Here is a 16,830-nt window from a genome sequence, read left to right as displayed (position 1 = left end):
CATGACCACCAGCAGCATCCCCGCCGCCCGCGCCGACAACATCACCAAGGTGTACGGCGCCGGAGAAACCGAAGTGCGTGCTCTCGACGGCGTCACTGTCTCCTTCCCGCGTGGTCATTTCACCGCCATCATGGGCCCCTCCGGCTCCGGCAAATCCACCCTCATGCACTGCCTCGCCGGCCTCGACACCCCCACCAGCGGCACCGTCCACGTCGGCCACATCGACCTCACCCAACTCGGCGACGATCACCTCACCCAGCTGCGCCGCGAACGCATCGGCTTCATCTTCCAATCCTTCAATCTCATCCCCACCCTCACCGCCGGGGAAAACATCTCCCTCCCCACCGACATCGCCGGCAAAACCCTCGACCAAGACTGGGTGGACACTGTGGTGAAGCGCCTCCGCATCGACCACCGGCTCAGCCACAAACCCTCCGAACTCTCCGGCGGGCAACAACAACGCGTCGCCTGCGCCCGTGCCATCGTCTCCCGCCCCGACATCATCTTCGGCGACGAACCCACCGGCAACCTGGACTCCAACTCCTCCGCCGAAGTCCTCTCCATCCTCCGCAGCGCCGTCGACGACTGGCAACAAACCGTCGTCATCGTCACCCACGATGCCAAAGCCGCCGCCTACGCCGACCGCGTCCTCTTCCTGGCCGACGGGAGGATTGTGCACGAACTCCACGCCAGCCACGGTGCCAACGCCCGCATCACCCGCGACGACATCCTCGACGTCATGCGCACCCTGGAGGGCTAACCCATGCCCACCACACAACGCCGCTACCCGCTCGCCCGCGTCACCCTCGCCAACCTGGCCTCCCACAAACTCCGCCTCCTCCTCACCATCGTCTCCGTGGTGCTCGGCACCTCCTTCATCAGCGCCAGCCTGGTATTCACTGCCACCCTGCAAAGCAGCTTCCAGGAGATGTTCAACAGCAGCCTCAGCTCCATCGACCTGCGGGTGAGCAGCTCCAACCAAATCGGCTCTGTGCCCTTCACCGAGCGCGCCAAGATTGCCTCCGTCAAAGGTGTCGCCGGCACCAACCCGGTAGTAGTGGGTGGCCTGGCGATCACCGACCAGGATGGCAAAGCCCAAATTGCCCAACCGGGTGGGGTGACGGCCGTCGGCAACTTCCACAACACCGGTAGCCTCACCAAGGACATCCGTCTGGCAACCGGCCACCTCCCCCAGGCCTACAACCACATTGCCCTCAGCCAGCCTCTCGCGAAGACGATGCAGTACCGCCTGGGCGACACAGTGGAGTGGATGAGCGCCGCCGGCGGTATCGAAAAGGGCATCCTGGTGGGCACCCTCGCCCCTACCAGCACCGACCAGGCGCAAATGCTTTTTACCCCCGAGCACCTCATCAAGTCCTTCACGGATGGGAAGAACGTCAACGCCATCGACGTGGACGTGGACACTTCCCAGCCGGGTATTACTGTGCAGCAGGTGCGGGCGGAGCTACAGAAAATGTACCCCAAGTACAAGGTGCAGACCGGCCAGGAAGTGGCCGACGAGATGAACAAGGAGATTCGCAAAAACCTCACTTTCTTCAACTACTTCCTGGTGGCTTTCGGCGTTATCGCCCTGGTCGTGGGCACCTTCCTCATCTACAACACCTTTGCCATGATCGTCGCCCAGCGCATCCGCGAACTTGCCCTACTGCGGGCCATCGGCGCTACCCGCCGGCAAGTCACCCTCTCCGTCCTGGCAGAGGCACTGGTGGTGGGCCTGCTAGGGGCGGTGCTGGGGGTTGCGGCGGGGGCCGGGCTAGCCTTTGGCTTGGCTGCTCTCATGAGCAAAGTGGGCATGGCTATCTCCAACGGTGGCTTGACGGTGACGGCCACCAGCATCGTTGTCCCGCTAGTGCTGGGCGTACTGGTAACGCTGGTGAGCGCCTGGGTGCCTGCCCGGCGCGCCGGCAACATTCCGCCCGTGCAGGCCATGCACCAGGATTCCAACACCGCTATGGGGTCTGTGAAGGGGCGCACGATTGCGGGGGCGGTATTCCTGGTGGTCGGCATTGTGGTGACTGTGGTGGCGGGTGCTTCCATGGTGGGCAAGCCTGGCTTCATCACCGTTGGGGTGGGGGCGCTGGCAATGATTCTGGGCCTTTTCTTGGCTGGCCCAGCGCTCTCCAAACCGGCCGTTTATGCGCTGGGGTCGCTCATCAAGCCGCTGCCGCCATTCCGGCAGACCGGCACCTTGGCTATGCGGAATGCGCTGCGGAACCCGGTGCGGACAGCCACCACGGCGTTCGCCTTGACCTTGGGTCTGATTCTGGTGTCGATTGTGGGGGTGATGGGATCTTCTACGACAGCCTCCACGAAGCAGGTCATCACTGGTGGTTTATCCTGCGATTTTGTGATTGTGCCGCCGACGAACATGTTGATTCCGCGTCAGTTCACCCCTGGTGTGGAGGACATGGTGGGGGTGGAGGACTCGTCTGCCATCTTCTACGGGTTTACCGATATTGACGGCGAATCCATGATGTTTGCCTCCCCGGACCGGGACGCCTCCCACATGATTAACTATGAGGTTGCCGAGGGTCGCTACGACATGAGCGGCGACACTCTTCTTATCTCCCAAAAGTTTGCGGAGAAGATGCATGTGCACGCCGGCGACACGATGACGGTGGAGACGCTCACGGGGGACCAGAAGGTGCCGGTGAAGGGTATTTTTAAGGACAATGCCGTGATCGGCGACGTGGTGATGAGCTTCCCCCTCTATGAGAGGGTAGTGCCACCGTCGCACCAGTTCGCCTACCTCATTCTGGTGCAGTCCAACGGCATGTATGGTGTTTCCACCATGAAGGCGCAGTTGCAGAACTCGCTGGCAAAGTTGAAGATTCTGCGGGTGCAGACCACCGAGGAGTTCGCCGGCCGGCAGGCGAAACTGCTGGATTCTATGCTGTCGGGTCTGTACGCGCTACTGATGCTCTCCATCATAATCGCGGTGTTGGGTGTGGTGAACACGCTGGCATTGTCGGTGACGGAGCGGCGGCAGGAGATAGGGATGCTGCGGGCTATTGGGATGAGCCGGGCGTCGCTACGGCAAATGTTCTATGTGGAATCTATTGTGCTGAGCGTGTTTGGCACGGTGTTGGGGACGGCAGCAGGCACCCTATTGGGGTGGGCGTTGACGAACACGATGAGCAAGTACGGCATTAGCATCGTCGTCATTCCGTGGCAGATGATTGTGAGCGTACTGATGGGCTCGGTTGTGGTGGGAGTGCTGGCGGCGCTGGGGCCGGCGAAACGGGCTGCGAAGATCAGCCCGCTGCGGGCTATCGCCGACTAGCACTACCGCCGAATGTGTCACTGTGTACGGCAGCCGAGTTCGCTGACGTGCAGTATCACTCGACGCGCCACTGTGTGCAGCAGACGGACGTGCGGATAGGCCGCGCTGGAGGCGTTTTGGCAACTGTCCAGCTTGCTCGCTGTGGATAAACCGAGGGTGACGGCTCGCGCCGCCTGCTGAGTGGAAAAAACCCACTTTTATTAGTAACCCCTCACAATTCAAATAGTTAGGCTATAAACATGACCTCATCCCCCCGTACTTTCCGAAGTGGCCGCCCCACCCCGCGTGCCCTCCGGTCGGCTGCCGCCCTGGCAGCCAGTGCGGCCTGCATCATCACCGTCGCTGCCTGCGGACCCACCGCGGAAACCACCACTCCGTCTCCCTCCCCCAGCACCACCACCAGCACAACCACCACCTCCAGTAGCAGCACCCCCACCCCCACCAGCTCACCACAGGCCGCCCCACCCACCAACCAGTGGAGCCGCAACAATCTCCGCGGTGCCCCCGGCCTGCCCCCCAGCCGCTACTTTGAACCCCCGGTGAGCCCGCAAAGCCTCGCCCCCGCCAACACCCGGTGCCTCAGCTACACACCACCCACCGGGAAGGCCACCGACAACGTCATCACCACCGGCCTCACCTCCTGCGCGGAGGCGAACGAGGTAATCTTCGACTTTATGTTCGGTGCTGGCCGCGAACCCCGCAGCAACGCACGTGTCCGGGACTGGAACTGCCGCCGCAGTTCCCGCACCGACACCCCGGAGGTGCGCTGTACCTCCCACCTGACCACTATCCGCGCTATCCCCCGCCCTGGGGTGGACGAAGCATCCCGCTAAACCAACCCGGCAGAGAGAAAGGCACCATAGTGGTTTTTAGAAGACAACTGCTCAACCCACAACTGCAGAAAGGAGACCCACCGTGGTAGACCGCGTTGAGGTATTCGTTGATACCTCCTACTTACTGGCAAGCTTTTATAACTCATGGACTACCGGCGCCAGGGCCCAATTAGAAATAGATTTACCGGCTGTGATCAGCCATCTTAATACAATTGTTAGCGACAAAATTCATCTCCCAGTCCACCGCCAACTCTGGTACGACGGAATCCCCGACTCCGGCCCCCACCGTTACCAACGCACTCTCCGCCACATCAACGGGGTACAACTACGCTCCGGCCAACTTATTGAATGGGGCGACCGCCGCACCCAAAAAGGCGTCGACACACGGCTGGTAGCCGACATGGTGCTGCGCTCCGTGCGTGGCATCGTCAGCGATATCGTACTTGTCTCCGGCGACGCCGACATGATCCCCGGTGTAGAAACAGCCGTGGAGCACGGGGTGCGTGTCCACCTCATCGGCTTCGGCTGGGACTCCATCTCCAACTCGCTCCGCTCCGCCTGCGACACCGTCACCGTCCTCGACCCACGCGACGACTTCGACGAGTGCATGCACATCGAGGTACTAGAGTCTTTCACCCACCATGAGGAGAACGGTGACGGCGACACAGTAGCACCGGCCAGCATGGGTGCTGGCGCAAGCGCGAGCATACCCACCGCCCCAGACGCGGCAGACACTGCTGCCTCGAGCACTATGGACGAGACAGAGAACGACGGCGTTACCGACACCTTCGACGCTGCCCCCGCTGCCCCACACGGGGTACCCCTCATTCCGCCCGTCCTTTCCCCCGGTAAGTTCGGGCGCCGCAGCACCCGCCACCGCATCCGCACCCACCACGCCACCGCCGACTGCACCGCCGACGACGCAAAGGTGGAAGCCCACGCCACCGCCTGCCACGACAAAGACTCCACCCCTACCAGCCAGGAAACCGCCGGCGATGCCGCGCGTGCGGTAGCTGCCCAAGGTGTTTCCGACGCGGTAGTGGAGGCAGCCAGTGAAGTTGATGCTGGGGCCGTAACGGAGCGTGGTGTAGCTGATGCAACCGTGGCAGCCCCAGCTACCGACGAGGACGCCCCGCAACCTGGCGCCTCCGCCGGCACCCCCGGCTCTGCCCAAGCAGCCGTACAAGAGGACGAACGGGCCGACCTCTCCACCGCGGAGGTTGCCGCCCAAGCAGCCGCTACCCAAGCAGCAGAGGAACAGGCAGACCCAACTGCAGCAGCCCCTGGCACTGCCGACACTAGCGCCCTGGCTGCTGCCGCTCAGACTGCCGACGCCGCCAGTGCCCACACGGACACCCTGGACAGCACCGCCCAGCCCGATGCAGCTCCGGGCACTCCGGTGGCCGCCGAGCCGGTGAGTCAGCCCACTCGGCGGCCGTCACCCGGAATGATGGCGCAGAAGCGGCGTCCCGCCCAACGGTCCCGCTATGTGCCCCTCCCCTACGACGAAGTGTGGGAGAGCGCTGGCAACCAGACACCGTTCGACATTGGCCAGCAGTACGCCATGTGGTGGTACAACAATGCTGCCACGGCGGAGCAGCGCTCCACCGCCCACATCCTGACCGGGGGTGGGCTGCCGGCGGATATCGACCGTCCGCTGCTGCAGTTCGCCTGCCAAACTCTGGACGCGTACACCCTAAGCGACTCGCAGCGTGTCAACTTGCGCGACGGGTTCCACATGGGCATCCGCGGCATCATCATGGGCAAGTAGGCTCTCCCTGGGTACTAACCCCAGCAAGGTTAGTACCCGGGTCACAGTGGTGTTCTCAGCAGACCTGGCCAGCCTAGAACTTCAGCGGCTTCTTCACCGGGTAGAGGGCACTGACGCCTTCCTTGGTGGCCCAAGAGCTACCCCAGTGTTGGCCGGTGCGCGGGTTGGACTTATCGTTGACGAAGAACCAGTCCGCCTGCGCGAAGTTCTTGTTGAACTCCACCACCACATAGCCGTGCTTGGAACACTGGTTCCAGCGCACGTGCTGGTTGGCAAAGCTGATGGCGTCTGACACGGTGGTGAACAGCGGATCATCCTCGGGGAGCTTGAGGCCAACTTCATCGAACACAATGTCGTCTACGTTGGCGGCGGAGATGGACGGTCCCACGAACTCCACGGCCACACGGCGGCCCTTCATATTGCCGTCGAACTTCTCGTAGATGTCGTTGGCGTAGGACATGTGGATGTCGCCGGTCACCGCCACCACATTCTTGATGTTGTACTTGGCGATCATGGAGGTCAGCCGGTAGCGGTCCCACTGGTAGCCATCCCACTGGTCGGAGTTGAAGATGAGGCCGTGCGGCGGGTTACCGGTCTTCTGTGCAATGTAGTTGGCTATTTCCGGGGAGAGTGGCGGGATATGAAGGGCAGCCATCATGACGGGGTTGCCGATGACCTTCCACAGGCAGGGGCTGTTCTTGATGTTGTCGCGCAGCCACTGCATCTGTTTTTCGCCACCGATGGACTGTTTGGGGTTATCCTGCAGCCACCAGCTCTGCTTGGAGCGGTAGGAGCGCAGATCCAGGGCGCTCAGGTCCATGAGCTTGCCCCAGCGGAAGTAGCGGTACAGGTGCTGGCCGTCGGTGAGGGTGTTCACGCGGGTGGGCATGTACTCGAAGTAGGCCTTTTCGGAGGCACGTTTGCGGGTGTGCCAGTTTCCTTCATGTTCGGGGTCATGGTTGACGGCGCCTTCCAGGTAGGCGTTGTCGGCGGACTCGTGGTCGTCCCAGACGGTGATGAACGGGTACATGGCCTGGCAACGCTGTAGGTCCGGATCGGTTTTGGTGTGGGCATGGCGGCGACGGTATTGCTCCAGGGTCATGGTTTCGCCCGGGTACTCGTGCTTGCGGACGCGGCCGTATACGCCGGTGTATTCACCGGTCTTGTACTCGTAGAACCAGTCGCCCAGGTGGACGACGAAGTCGAGGTCGCCGCGGTCTGCGAGGAAGCGGTAGGTGGAATAGTAGCCGGCTTCCCAGTTGGAACAGGAGAGGAACGCAAAGCGTACCCGGGTCGGCATGGAGTTGAGAGCCGGAGCGGTCTTGGTGGCACCGACCGGAGAAACAGCACCGGCGGCGGGACCGTCGAGGACAGTGAAGCGGTAGAGGTAGCGGGTATTGGGTTGCAGGCCGGTGGCGTCTACTTTGACGGTGAAGTCACGGTCCTTGGTGGTGGTGACCACGCCAGAGCGGACGGCGCTACCGAAGCAGCGGGAACGGCCGACCTGGGGGCAGACTTCCCACTTCACACGAACCGGAGTTCCGCGCAGGGAGCCGGGGGTCCAGGTGGGTTTTTGGGTGATACGGGTCCACAGGATGACGGCGTTGGGGAGCGGGTCACCGGAGGTGACGCCGTGTACGAACACGTTGGTGGAGTAGGGGGAGGTGGGGCCTTGCGGGGCGGATCCGAGGGCGGTGGCGGTGCTGGTACCCGAGGTGCGGGCGAGCGGGCTGGCGGCGGCGGTTCCGTTGGCCACCTTGGGCAGCACGGAGGTGGAGGCACCGAGGGCGATACCGGCGGCAGAGGCTTTGAGCACACTGCGGCGTGACACGTTCTTGTCGGAGGCAGGGGTGTCCGACGAATGCTTGTTTTGTGATCCCATAGTGGGGATTCTGGCACGTCAGACCCCATTTTCTTAGCTCAGATGGGGGTTCTCGACAGGTGTTCGGAGAGTGTTCATCGGTTGTCTACCGGCATTCATGGTACCGGAGTGTCGATTTCACTATTTGTTTACTATTTCTGCTCTAAAATGCACTCTGAGCAGCACTCTAATAATTCTTATATATTATAAATGCTCTTTATTTTGGTATATATTGTCAGAGTGTCGAGGATCAACAGTCAGCCGCCGAACTGTCGGCGCTCTCACTCGGAATCATGGCGAGTACGGACCGCACGATGATGGGGCGCACTTCTGCAAGCCTGCCACCCGCTTCGAGCGCACGGAACCCCACCCCCAATTGCGCCATGGTGAGGCTAGTGTAGATGGAACCGTGGCCCGGCGCCAGTTTCTCCCACACATCTGCCAGGTTGGAGTTGGCACGGGCGTGTACATCGTCGACGTCTACCCCGGCGCGAGTGAAGGAATTACGATTGTCGATAGTGGCGTTGACATTAGGGCTTCGTCTACCCGGATTTTCTGCATTGACGACGATGGTACGCATCCACCCGTGGTCAGAGGCGACGGCTTGTTCCAGGTTGACAGTAAGCCAAGCAGTGAGCCATTCGCGCGGATCCTCAATGCCGGCAGTGGCGGCATTGACGGCACCCATCCAGCCGGGCATGTACCGTTCGATAACGAGGCGACGGAGGTCATTAACGGAGGTGACGTAGCGGTAGATGCTGTTGCGGGCAATGCCAGCACGCTTGGCAATGGCAGCAGCAGTGAGTTCAGTACCCGGTTCGTTACGGAGGATTTCTTCAGCTGCGTCGACCAGAGCAGTTTCGATATTCTCACGGTGTTCTTTCACCGTCTTAGCGGCGATACGTGGCATCTTGGTCAACCTCCTGTTTAATCTATTCTAACGGCACCATTGACACTGTCAGCAAGATGACACACAATGTTGGAGACACCATGTCTCTAAGAGTGAGCGGAGGAAAAATGACACTCCCCAAATACCCCAAGCCTGGCGCGGAGGCAGACGGCCCTGCTGACCACCCTGCACCAGCAGACCCTGCACGCGGCACCACCGCATCCAACAGCGACGTCATCTCCGAACCCGGGTGGCGCAAATGGGCAATGCTCGCCGTGCTCGCCCTCGGCCTGTCCCTCATCATCCTTGACGGCACCATCGTCAACGTCTCCCTGCCCACCATCATCAAAGCCCTCAAACTGGACCTTTCCCAAGCTCAGTGGGTGAGCGCCCTCTACACCGTGGTCGTCGCCTCCCTCCTCCTTGGCATCGGTAGCTTCGCAGACCGCATCGGCCGCCGCACCACCTTCGTCATCGGCCTCATCATCTTCATTCTCGGGTCCGTCCTCGCCGGCACCTCCCTCACCGGTAACGCGCTTATCTTCTCCCGTGCCCTGCAGGGCGTCGGTGCCGCCTTCGTCATGCCCTCCACCCTGTCCAACGTCCACGCCAACTTCACCGGCCGAAGCCGCGCCATCGCCTTCAGTATCTGGGGCGCCACCATCTCCGGCATGGCCGCCGTCGGCCCTCTCGTTGGCGGTGCCCTCACCACCTACAGCGACTGGCGCTGGATCTTCTTCATCAACGTTCCCTTCGGCATCCTCTGCCTCATTGGTGCCTTCATCGTCGTCCCCAACACCAAAGCCGCGAAAGAAGACTCCCTCACCGACGCTGCCGAAGCTGTCGCCGCATCCCCTGACGGTGAAGTCACCTTCCTCCCTAAGGCCGGCGCCATCACCCCCAAGACTGGCCATGACATCCTCGGTTTCCTCCTCTCTGTCCTCTCCGTAGGCCTCATCGTCTTCTCCATCATCGAAGGCCCCAAGCTGGGCTGGTGGCACCGCAAGGCCACCCTCAAGGTGTTCAACCAGGACCTGTTCCCCAACGCCGCCCTCAGCTCCGTACCCTTCCTCCTCATCATCGGCATTCTGATTCTCGTGGGATTTGTCGTCTGGGAACTCTACCGAGTGAAACACACCAAGTACGTTCTCTTTGACCCGTACCTCTTCCGCAGCCCCGCCTTCGCCTGGGGCAACCTCACCGCCATGATGGTCGGCATCGGCCAGTTCTCCCTGGTATTCCTGCTGCCCATGTTCATCATCAACAGCATGTGGAAGTCCCCCATGACGGCCGGCTGGGTACTGGCAGCAATGGCTATCGGCGCCATGATCTCCGGTGGCCTCGCCCGCCGCGTCACCGAATCCATCACCCCCACCGGTGTCGTCATTATCGGCCTGGGCCTAGAAGTGGTAGGTGTGGCCATGCTAGCCGGCACACTCAACGTCGAACAAAACCTCTGGTCCATGGCATTCATGCTGGTGATCTACGGTATTGGTCTAGGCTTCGCCTCCGCACAGCTTACCTCCACGGTAATGGGCGACGTACCGGTGGAGCGCTCCGGTATGGGCTCCGCCACCCAATCCACAGTGCGCCAGCTGGGTAGTGCCACCGGTATCGCCCTCGGCGGTTCCATCCTGGCCACCTCGCTCAGCAACCACCTGCCCGGCCTGGTAGCCCAGGTTGGTGCCCCCAAGCAGCTCACCGAGCCGCTGGTGCAGGCCACCATTAACTCCGGTGGCGCCAACCTGCGTTTCATGCAACTGCCCCCGTTCTCCGACATTCTGCGCCTAGGCTACACAGACGCCATATCCACCTCCATGTGGGTGTCGATGGTATTCCTGGTGGTCGGTTTCCTCGCCTCGCTGCGGCTATGGCAGGTGAAGAACCGCCCGTCCAAGGCCATGCTGGCCCGCCAGGCCCGCCGCCACTCCGGCGAAACTGTGGCAGAGCGCAGTGCAGCCGTCGAGCAAGAGCTGAAGGAGAAAGAGCGCAAGGAGGCCATTAAGCGGGCCGCCAACCGTAGCCCGGAAGGCACCTCGGCAGCGGAAGCCATGAAGAACTTCAAGCGCCAACGCCGCTAACCTCTCCTCGCAAAGCCGGCCGGTGCGGTTCACCATCAGAGAAGGTGACTGCACTGGCCGGTTGTCATTTATGCATATGGTGGGTGAGGCTGCCGGGTGGGCTTAGCGGCGAGGTATTGCCAGCTAAGCGTCCCCGGTAGATGTCCGAGGTAGGTGTCCCGGGAGGGGGTAGTGACGGCCCCGGTGGCGTTAGCCCAGGATGAGAAGAGCAGCGAGAACGCCCAGCACCAGACCGCCTAGTATACTTCCCAGCACGTAGAATAGTGCCTGCCAGCCGTGGTGGGTGCGCAGCATCGTCACCACTTCCACACTGAAGGTAGAGAACGTAGTGAGGGAGCCACACAGGCCAACACCCCAGATGGCATAGCCGCTATCACTCATGACACCTAGGCTGAGTGCCACAGTGAACAGCCCGAGCAGGAAACTACCGAAGAGGTTGGCTAGCAGGATGCCGGTGGAGAAGGCGGGGGCGCGCCTCCCTTTGGCGGTGCTGTCGTGCTGCACGCTGAGGAGCGTGCGGTCGAGAATGAAACGCAGCAGGGCGCCGAGTGCGCCACCACCCATGACAAGAAGTGCGGTAGTTCCCATTGCTACTTGTCCTCCTCATTCTCGATGCCACGGGCCGCGGCGAAGCGGGCGGCCAGGTCTGCCACCGTGCCGGCTTGCCCTTCGGGTACAGCCCGCCGGGAGTGACGGCTGGCACCTTCTCCGCCCTCATCGAAGGTAACGATGGGAAACTCTGCGGTGCCAGGGAAAGCGAATGCCTCTGAGTCGAAGTCGAGATCTGGCAGGTAAAGCTCCGGTTCAGGCTGCCCATTTGCCATGAGGGGACGGGGTTTCGCGTGTGAGTGTCGACCGGCGCGCGGTGTGGGTGCGGGCGCGGCAGCAACATCGGTGGCAGCCCCCGGCGCGGCAGCAACGTCAGTAGAAACGTCAACGGCAGGCGCTGGGGAAGCGGCTGGCGGGGCAGTCACATAGCCCGGCACCATCTCTTCATGCTGCGCGGAGGTAGTGGCTCCACCAGCCCGGTAGGTGCGGCGAGATGTCGGCAGGTCAGCAGGAGCGTCATGCTCTGCTGCGGGCACAGCGGCAGCCTTAGCCTGGTAGTCGCGGCTAGCCCGGTAGTCGCGCTTAGGGTGGTTGATGTGGTGGGCACGGTCAACGGCCAGCAGCTCCTCCGCGTCGTTGGACTCGGTGAAGAGCTCGGCGTCGTCATGCTGCGGATCTTTATTAAGGGCATCCTCGGCGGGATGGTGCTCCTCTACCGGCGCCTCCGCGACTTCCGCGATTTCCACAACTTCAGTAGCCTCAACAGGTGGTGCGGCGACGGTCGTTTCGGGTTCCGGCACGTTGGCTGCGACTACGTTGGCTGCGACTACGTCGGCGTGGAGTTCGTCGGATTCCAGCGGCTCAGCGTCGCTGACGTCGGCGCCACTGGCCTCAGCTGCCGGGTCGTCCTCTTCGTCCTCGACACGGTCAACGGCCAGCAGTTCCTCCGCACTCTCCTCCGACTCCACCGAAAGTTCGGTGGACATCCCGCGCTTGGCATCCTGCTTATCCACGGCCAGCGTGGTGCAGAACATGGCCACCACCGCCGCCAACACAGACAGCAGCACATTGAGGAGCACCTGCAGGCTCGCCACCCACGGGTGTCCTTCATAGGCCAACTGCAAGCTCAACACCATCACCGTGGAGAACGTGGTGAAACCACCCAGCAGGCCAGTGCCCAGGAACGCAACCACCATGGGCCGGTGGGGCAGGCGGCAGGCAGCCACCACCGTCACCACCCCTAATAGGGCGGAGCCCACCACGTTAATGAGCAGAACGGACCAGGCGATGGTGCCGGGAGTGCTGGTCCAGCCTGTAGTTAAGGTCCAGCGGAGCAGTGCGCCGAGGGCGCCACCAGCGGCAACTGCCAGGGCCATTCCCAGGTAGCTGCGCAGTTTCTCCAGGGAGAAAGAGGTGCGAGATGTCATGAAACGCTTGATACTTCCCGATTCGTGGCCAACGGCGGAGCAGCGTTCTCCTCCCGGAGGCGGGGACGTAGGTTACTGCATTAACAGTACCTGTTCGCCCCCACTCTCCCAGCGTTGAGACAGTGTAAATTCCCACCGATTTCCCAGAAAATCGAAAAGCCGCAAGCAGCCGGACAAGCGGACGTCCACGGCGGAACTAGCCCTAGGGGCGCGGCTCCACAATCTTCTTGCCCAGAGACTTCAGCCATTCCAGCAGTCCACCGGCATTCGCGGGGGCCGGCTTGCCGGTCCACAGGGTGTAGAGCTTCTGCTTAGCAGTGGAGTCGGTGATGCGGATGACGGTGCCGTGGCGGTTAGCGCGGCGGCTCCCGTTCTTGCGAAGTGTGGCAATCTTGCCGTGCTTGCTCCACTTACCATTGAGACTGCTGGCTCCCGCCACGAGGGTGCCACGGGTGGAGTCCTTCCCCCAGGTGGAGAGCTTGTCGGTGTAGAGGAAGTACTTACCGTTCACCTTGGTGAGAGAGGGGCCTTCTGACCCTTCGACAGCGTTGCGGTTAATGAGTGTCCAACCACCGGTACCCATGTGACTGTTGCGCCAGATTTCGTTGTGGGCACCATCGCGCTTAATGACGATGTAGTAGGACCCGTCATCATCCTGGAAGGCGGAACCATCAATGCGATTATCGGAAGGCAGGGAGAAGTGGATCTCTTGGGCACGGCCGGGGCGGAAAGTGATCTTGGGGAGGCGGGCATTGTATTGGGACGGCCCGTCATAACGCAGTTCGTTGACTTTCACCAGGTAGGGAACCATACGGTCCTGGTAGCGGCGGCCGTGGAAGAGGCCGAAGTAGCCGGCGGAGAACATGATGTAGACCTTGCCGTTGCGGTCCCGGAACCACTCGGGGGCGACAATGTCGGTGCCGTAGCGGGCAGCAGGGCTCAGGCTGATCCCCGGGTACGTGCTGCCACCGAAGTGGAGAGCTTCGGGAAAGGACCAGGTTTTGCCGTCCTTGGAGACGCCGATAGTAGGCCAGAATTTGCCGTCGTGGCGGTTCCAGCCGGAGAGCATCCAGAAGGCGCCGTCATGGTACATGATGCTGGGGTCACCCAGGGTGTGGTGGATCGAGCCGAGGGTGGAGGTGTCGTCGTTGGGGTTGGTGGGGGTGGCGTCCTGGTAGGCGACATTCAGTTCGTCGAACTGTTTGCCGTCGGTGGAGAGGTAGAGGGTGTCGGAGTGGTCGCCGTCGCTGGTGAAAAAAGCGCCCATGAGGACGTCGCGTGACATGAATTCGCTGTAGCTGACGTTCCGGTTATAGGCGGGTGCGGCGTGTGCGGGGAGGGGAGCGATACTGGCGGAGGCCAGAGTGAGGGAGAGGAGGGCAATGGCACCCCGAAGCCGGGTAAGACGGATAGCCATTGTTGGGTTTCTTTCTGGAGTAGTGATGGGGAGAGAGGTGCGTCAGCTGTGAGGTCCGGGATGATGTGTTCCGTCGTGGCCGGAAGACGCGCAGTTGGCGCGGCGGCTTCTAGTCGAAGTCGCGGGCTTTGTTGACGAAGCGGGAGAAGTGGAGCTGAGAGACGACCTCGACGGTACCGGTGGGGCCGCCGCGGTGCTTACCGACGATGATCTCAGCTTCGCCGGCGTGAACATCGTTGGGGTCAAACATTTCTGGGCGGTGGAGCAGAAGGACCATGTCGGCGTCTTGTTCCAGCGAGCCAGATTCACGAAGGTCGGATACTTGGGGGCGCTTGTCGTTGCGCTGTTCGGGGCCACGGTTGAGCTGGGAGACGGCGATAACGGGGACTTCCAGTTCCTTAGCCAGGAGTTTGAGCTGGCGGGAGAACTCGGCGACTTCCTGCTGACGGCTTTCCACTTTTTTGCCGGAGCTCATCAGCTGGAGGTAGTCGACGACGACCAGATCGAGGCCGTGTTGTTGCTTGAGCCGGCGAGTTTTCGCGCGGATTTCCATCATGGTGATGTTGGGTGAGTCGTCGATGTAGAGGGGTTTGTCGGCGATCTCGGACATGCGTTTCACCAGTTTGCCCCAGTCGGTATCGTCCAGGCGGCCACCGCGCATGTCCGCGAGGCGTACTTGGGCTTCGGCGGAAAGGAGACGCATGGTGAGTTCGATGCGCCCCATTTCGAGGGAGAACATGACGGAGGTTTTGTCGTGTTTGAGGGAGCAGTTGCGCATGATGTCGAGCGCGAGGGTGGATTTACCGACACCGGGGCGGGCAGCAATGATGATCATCTGGCCGGCGTGGAGGCCGTTGGTGAGCTCGTCCAGGTGGAAGAAGCCGGTGGGGACGCCGGCGGCTTTGCCGTCGTTGCGGGCGATTTCCTCAATTTCGTCCATGGTGGGTTGGAGGACGTCTTCGAGGGATTTGTAGTCTTCGGTGTGGCGGCGTTCGGTGACGTCATAGATTTCGGCTTGGGCACGGTCCACCATGGCGTCTACGTCCATGCCGTCGGCGGCGGCGTAACCGTAGGAGGTGATGCGCATGCCGGCATCGACGAGGCGGCGTAGCAGTGCTTTTTCGGCGACGATGTGGGCATAGTAGGGGGCGTTGGCGACGGAGGGTACTGCTTCGATAAGAGTGTGCAGGTAAGGGGCGCCACCGATGCGTAGGAGTTCCCCTTCTTTGTCGAGTTGGTCGGCGACGGTGACGGCATCGGCGGGCTCTTCATTGGAGGAGAGCTTCATGATGGCGTCGTAGATGCGTCCGTGGGCGGGCTTGTAGAAGTCGTCGGCGCGGACGATCTGGTGCATCAGCGGGGGGAGGTCTTTAGAGAGCAGCATGGCGCCGAGGACGGCTTGTTCGGCAGCTTGGTCGTTGGGGGGCTGCTTGTCGTGGAGTGCGGCGCTGGGCACTCCGGTGTCGCTGGGGGATCCTGAGTAGGGGTCATCGTAGGGCGGTTCGAAGGGGTCACCGAAGGGCCCAGCGTTACTTGTCATGGTTTGCGCATTCCTACCGTCGGACAGTTGGTTAGTGTGTCTCCTACTTTATGCGTTTAGCGGGTTAAAGTCAGGTCAGCTTTGTGCTGTTGACGGGTGATATTTGGGGGGAGGATGCGTGGGGTGGGAGCTGTCCACATCCGCCTGTGGATAAACCTGTGGATTATTCTGTGGATGAGAAGGGCACTTATACCCAAAGCCCATGTGACATTTGGGGAACAAATGTGGAAAGTTGTGGAATTATGTGGATAACTTTTTCGTAATGCCAGGTCAGAGGACATTTAGAGTTGTGGATAACAGAGCTTTTGGAGGATTTCTCAAATCCTTTCGTCACGCTCTGTCTTCCCCCATAACACCCCCAGCTAGCCCCCATTTACGTAGCTTCCCTTACTTACCACCTAGTTATCCACAGAGCGGAACACTATATCCTCTCATCACCCTCGCGCCGTCACGAACCCGTCACCCCGCTTCATTCACCACATGTGTAGCCCCGGCAAGGGAGCGCCATCCTCTCGTCCTCGCTCGTAACCTCCCCACCCCTCTCACCGGGGATAGATACAACCACCGGCTAAGCTGCCGAGCTTTGTCCAGAAGCGTATTCGGCAGTTAACCGGTGGTTGAAATGCTGTTGTCTGAAGTTATGGGATGGGTGAGTAGGTGTTACTCAGTGGCGACGGCGACAGCGACAGTGGCCTTGACCTTGCTGGAGAGAGCCACAACGATATCGTGGTTTCCAACGGTCTTGATCTGGCCCTTGGCCAGTTCAACGGCGTGCTTGTCGACCTTGGGGCCGCCAGCCTTTTCAATTGCTTCAACGATGTCAGCAGCGGTGACGGAGCCGAAGAGCTTGCCGCTCTCCGCAGACTTCACAGCAACCTTGACATCGGTCAGAGCCTCGAGAGCTTCCTTGACCTCGCGGGCGTGCTCAGCATCGCGGATCACACGATCCTGCTGGGCGCGCTGAATAGCGGCGATCTGCTTCTCGGCGCCACGGGTGGCGACGATAGCCTTGTGGCGGGGAAGCAGGAAGTTCCTTGCGTAACCATCCTTGACCTCGACGATTTCGCCGGGGGCACCAAGGTGGTCAACGGCAGTGGTGAGGATCAGCTTCATTGATCTTCTACTTTCTTCGTTGATAAATCTGTGTGCTGTCTGCCA

Annotated in this window: 12 protein-coding genes; 5 read left to right on the top strand and 7 right to left on the bottom strand. The window is 61.4% G+C overall.

Annotated elements, in window-relative coordinates; all coding sequences use genetic code 11:
* The first annotated feature begins 1 nt into the window (after window position 1).
* The 4 genes from IY73_RS04920 (at window position 2) to IY73_RS04905 (ending at window position 5,908) form a co-directional block, all read left to right on the top strand.
* Complete coding sequence (locus tag IY73_RS04920; protein WP_053978993.1) at window positions 2-760, top strand: ABC transporter ATP-binding protein; 759 nt, start codon at window positions 2-4, stop codon at window positions 758-760.
* Window positions 761-763: 3 nt separating this feature from the next.
* The gene (locus IY73_RS04915) at window positions 764-3,304 is read left to right on the top strand and encodes an ABC transporter permease (RefSeq protein WP_053978992.1); all 2,541 of its coding nucleotides are present in this window, start codon (window positions 764-766) and stop codon (window positions 3,302-3,304) included.
* A gap of 239 nt (window positions 3,305-3,543) precedes the next feature.
* Window positions 3,544-4,137: a hypothetical protein gene (locus IY73_RS04910; protein ID WP_053962112.1), complete on the top strand. Its 594-nt coding sequence runs from the start codon at window positions 3,544-3,546 to the stop codon at window positions 4,135-4,137.
* Between the two features lie 82 nt (window positions 4,138-4,219).
* Complete coding sequence (locus IY73_RS04905) at window positions 4,220-5,908, top strand: NYN domain-containing protein (protein ID WP_082346578.1); 1,689 nt, start codon at window positions 4,220-4,222, stop codon at window positions 5,906-5,908.
* Window positions 5,909-5,981: 73 nt separating this feature from the next.
* On the opposite strand, the gene IY73_RS04900 is transcribed toward IY73_RS04905, so the two are convergent.
* Together IY73_RS04900 and IY73_RS04895 are read right to left on the bottom strand one after the other, a co-directional pair.
* The gene (locus IY73_RS04900) at window positions 5,982-7,790 is read right to left on the bottom strand and encodes an alkaline phosphatase D family protein (RefSeq protein ID WP_053978990.1); all 1,809 of its coding nucleotides are present in this window, start codon (window positions 7,788-7,790) and stop codon (window positions 5,982-5,984) included.
* A 229-nt stretch (window positions 7,791-8,019) separates the two neighbouring features.
* Window positions 8,020-8,679: a TetR/AcrR family transcriptional regulator gene (locus IY73_RS04895; RefSeq protein WP_053962110.1), complete on the bottom strand. Its 660-nt coding sequence runs from the start codon at window positions 8,677-8,679 to the stop codon at window positions 8,020-8,022.
* A 107-nt stretch (window positions 8,680-8,786) separates the two neighbouring features.
* Here IY73_RS04895 and IY73_RS04890 point away from each other — a divergent pair, with 107 nt between their 5' ends.
* Window positions 8,787-10,739, top strand: a complete 1,953-nt coding sequence (locus IY73_RS04890) for an MFS transporter (protein ID WP_053978989.1) — start codon at window positions 8,787-8,789, stop codon at window positions 10,737-10,739.
* Between the two features lie 189 nt (window positions 10,740-10,928).
* Here the strand turns inward: IY73_RS04890 and IY73_RS04885 are convergent, their stop codons facing one another.
* From IY73_RS04885 to rplI, 5 genes are all read right to left on the bottom strand, one after another.
* A complete protein-coding gene (locus tag IY73_RS04885) occupies window positions 10,929-11,327 on the bottom strand; it encodes a fluoride efflux transporter FluC (protein ID WP_053978988.1) in 399 nt (132 codons plus the stop codon).
* Window positions 11,328-11,329: 2 nt separating this feature from the next.
* Window positions 11,330-12,715 carry a fluoride efflux transporter FluC gene (locus tag IY73_RS04880; protein WP_053978987.1) on the bottom strand — a complete coding sequence of 462 codons (1,386 nt, stop codon included), beginning with the start codon at window positions 12,713-12,715 and terminating at the stop codon, window positions 11,330-11,332.
* Between the two features lie 202 nt (window positions 12,716-12,917).
* Window positions 12,918-14,132, bottom strand: coding sequence for a glycoside hydrolase family protein (locus IY73_RS04875; RefSeq protein ID WP_053978986.1), 1,215 nt, complete (start codon window positions 14,130-14,132; stop codon window positions 12,918-12,920).
* 109 nt (window positions 14,133-14,241) lie between these two features.
* Window positions 14,242-15,672: a replicative DNA helicase gene (gene dnaB, locus IY73_RS04870; RefSeq protein ID WP_082345433.1), complete on the bottom strand. Its 1,431-nt coding sequence runs from the start codon at window positions 15,670-15,672 to the stop codon at window positions 14,242-14,244.
* 660 nt (window positions 15,673-16,332) lie between these two features.
* Complete coding sequence (gene rplI / locus IY73_RS04865; RefSeq protein WP_053962105.1) at window positions 16,333-16,785, bottom strand: 50S ribosomal protein L9; 453 nt, start codon at window positions 16,783-16,785, stop codon at window positions 16,333-16,335.
* Window positions 16,786-16,830 lie beyond the last annotated feature (45 nt).

The organism is Lawsonella clevelandensis, assembly GCF_001293125.1.
GTDB lineage: Bacteria > Actinomycetota > Actinomycetes > Mycobacteriales > Mycobacteriaceae > Lawsonella > Lawsonella clevelandensis.
Note: the sequence above shows the minus strand (reverse complement) of the source record. Positions and strands in the feature narration are given on the sequence as shown.

Bases quoted from the DNA above. Each gene is read 5' to 3' on its own strand.
- IY73_RS04920 (WP_053978993.1), top strand. From the start codon at position 2: ATGACCACCAGCAGCATCCCCGCCGCCCGCGCCGACAACATCACCAAG.
- IY73_RS04915 (WP_053978992.1), top strand. From the start codon at position 764: ATGCCCACCACACAACGCCGCTACCCGCTCGCCCGCGTCACCCTCGCC.
- IY73_RS04910 (WP_053962112.1), top strand. From the start codon at position 3,544: ATGACCTCATCCCCCCGTACTTTCCGAAGTGGCCGCCCCACCCCGCGT.
- IY73_RS04900 (WP_053978990.1), bottom strand. From the start codon at position 7,790: ATGGGATCACAAAACAAGCATTCGTCGGACACCCCTGCCTCCGACAAG.
- IY73_RS04895 (WP_053962110.1), bottom strand. From the start codon at position 8,679: ATGCCACGTATCGCCGCTAAGACGGTGAAAGAACACCGTGAGAATATC.
- IY73_RS04890 (WP_053978989.1), top strand. From the start codon at position 8,787: ATGACACTCCCCAAATACCCCAAGCCTGGCGCGGAGGCAGACGGCCCT.
- IY73_RS04885 (WP_053978988.1), bottom strand. From the start codon at position 11,327: ATGGGAACTACCGCACTTCTTGTCATGGGTGGTGGCGCACTCGGCGCC.
- IY73_RS04880 (WP_053978987.1), bottom strand. From the start codon at position 12,715: ATGACATCTCGCACCTCTTTCTCCCTGGAGAAACTGCGCAGCTACCTG.
- IY73_RS04875 (WP_053978986.1), bottom strand. From the start codon at position 14,132: ATGGCTATCCGTCTTACCCGGCTTCGGGGTGCCATTGCCCTCCTCTCC.
- dnaB (WP_082345433.1), bottom strand. From the start codon at position 15,672: ATGACAAGTAACGCTGGGCCCTTCGGTGACCCCTTCGAACCGCCCTAC.
- rplI (WP_053962105.1), bottom strand. From the start codon at position 16,785: ATGAAGCTGATCCTCACCACTGCCGTTGACCACCTTGGTGCCCCCGGC.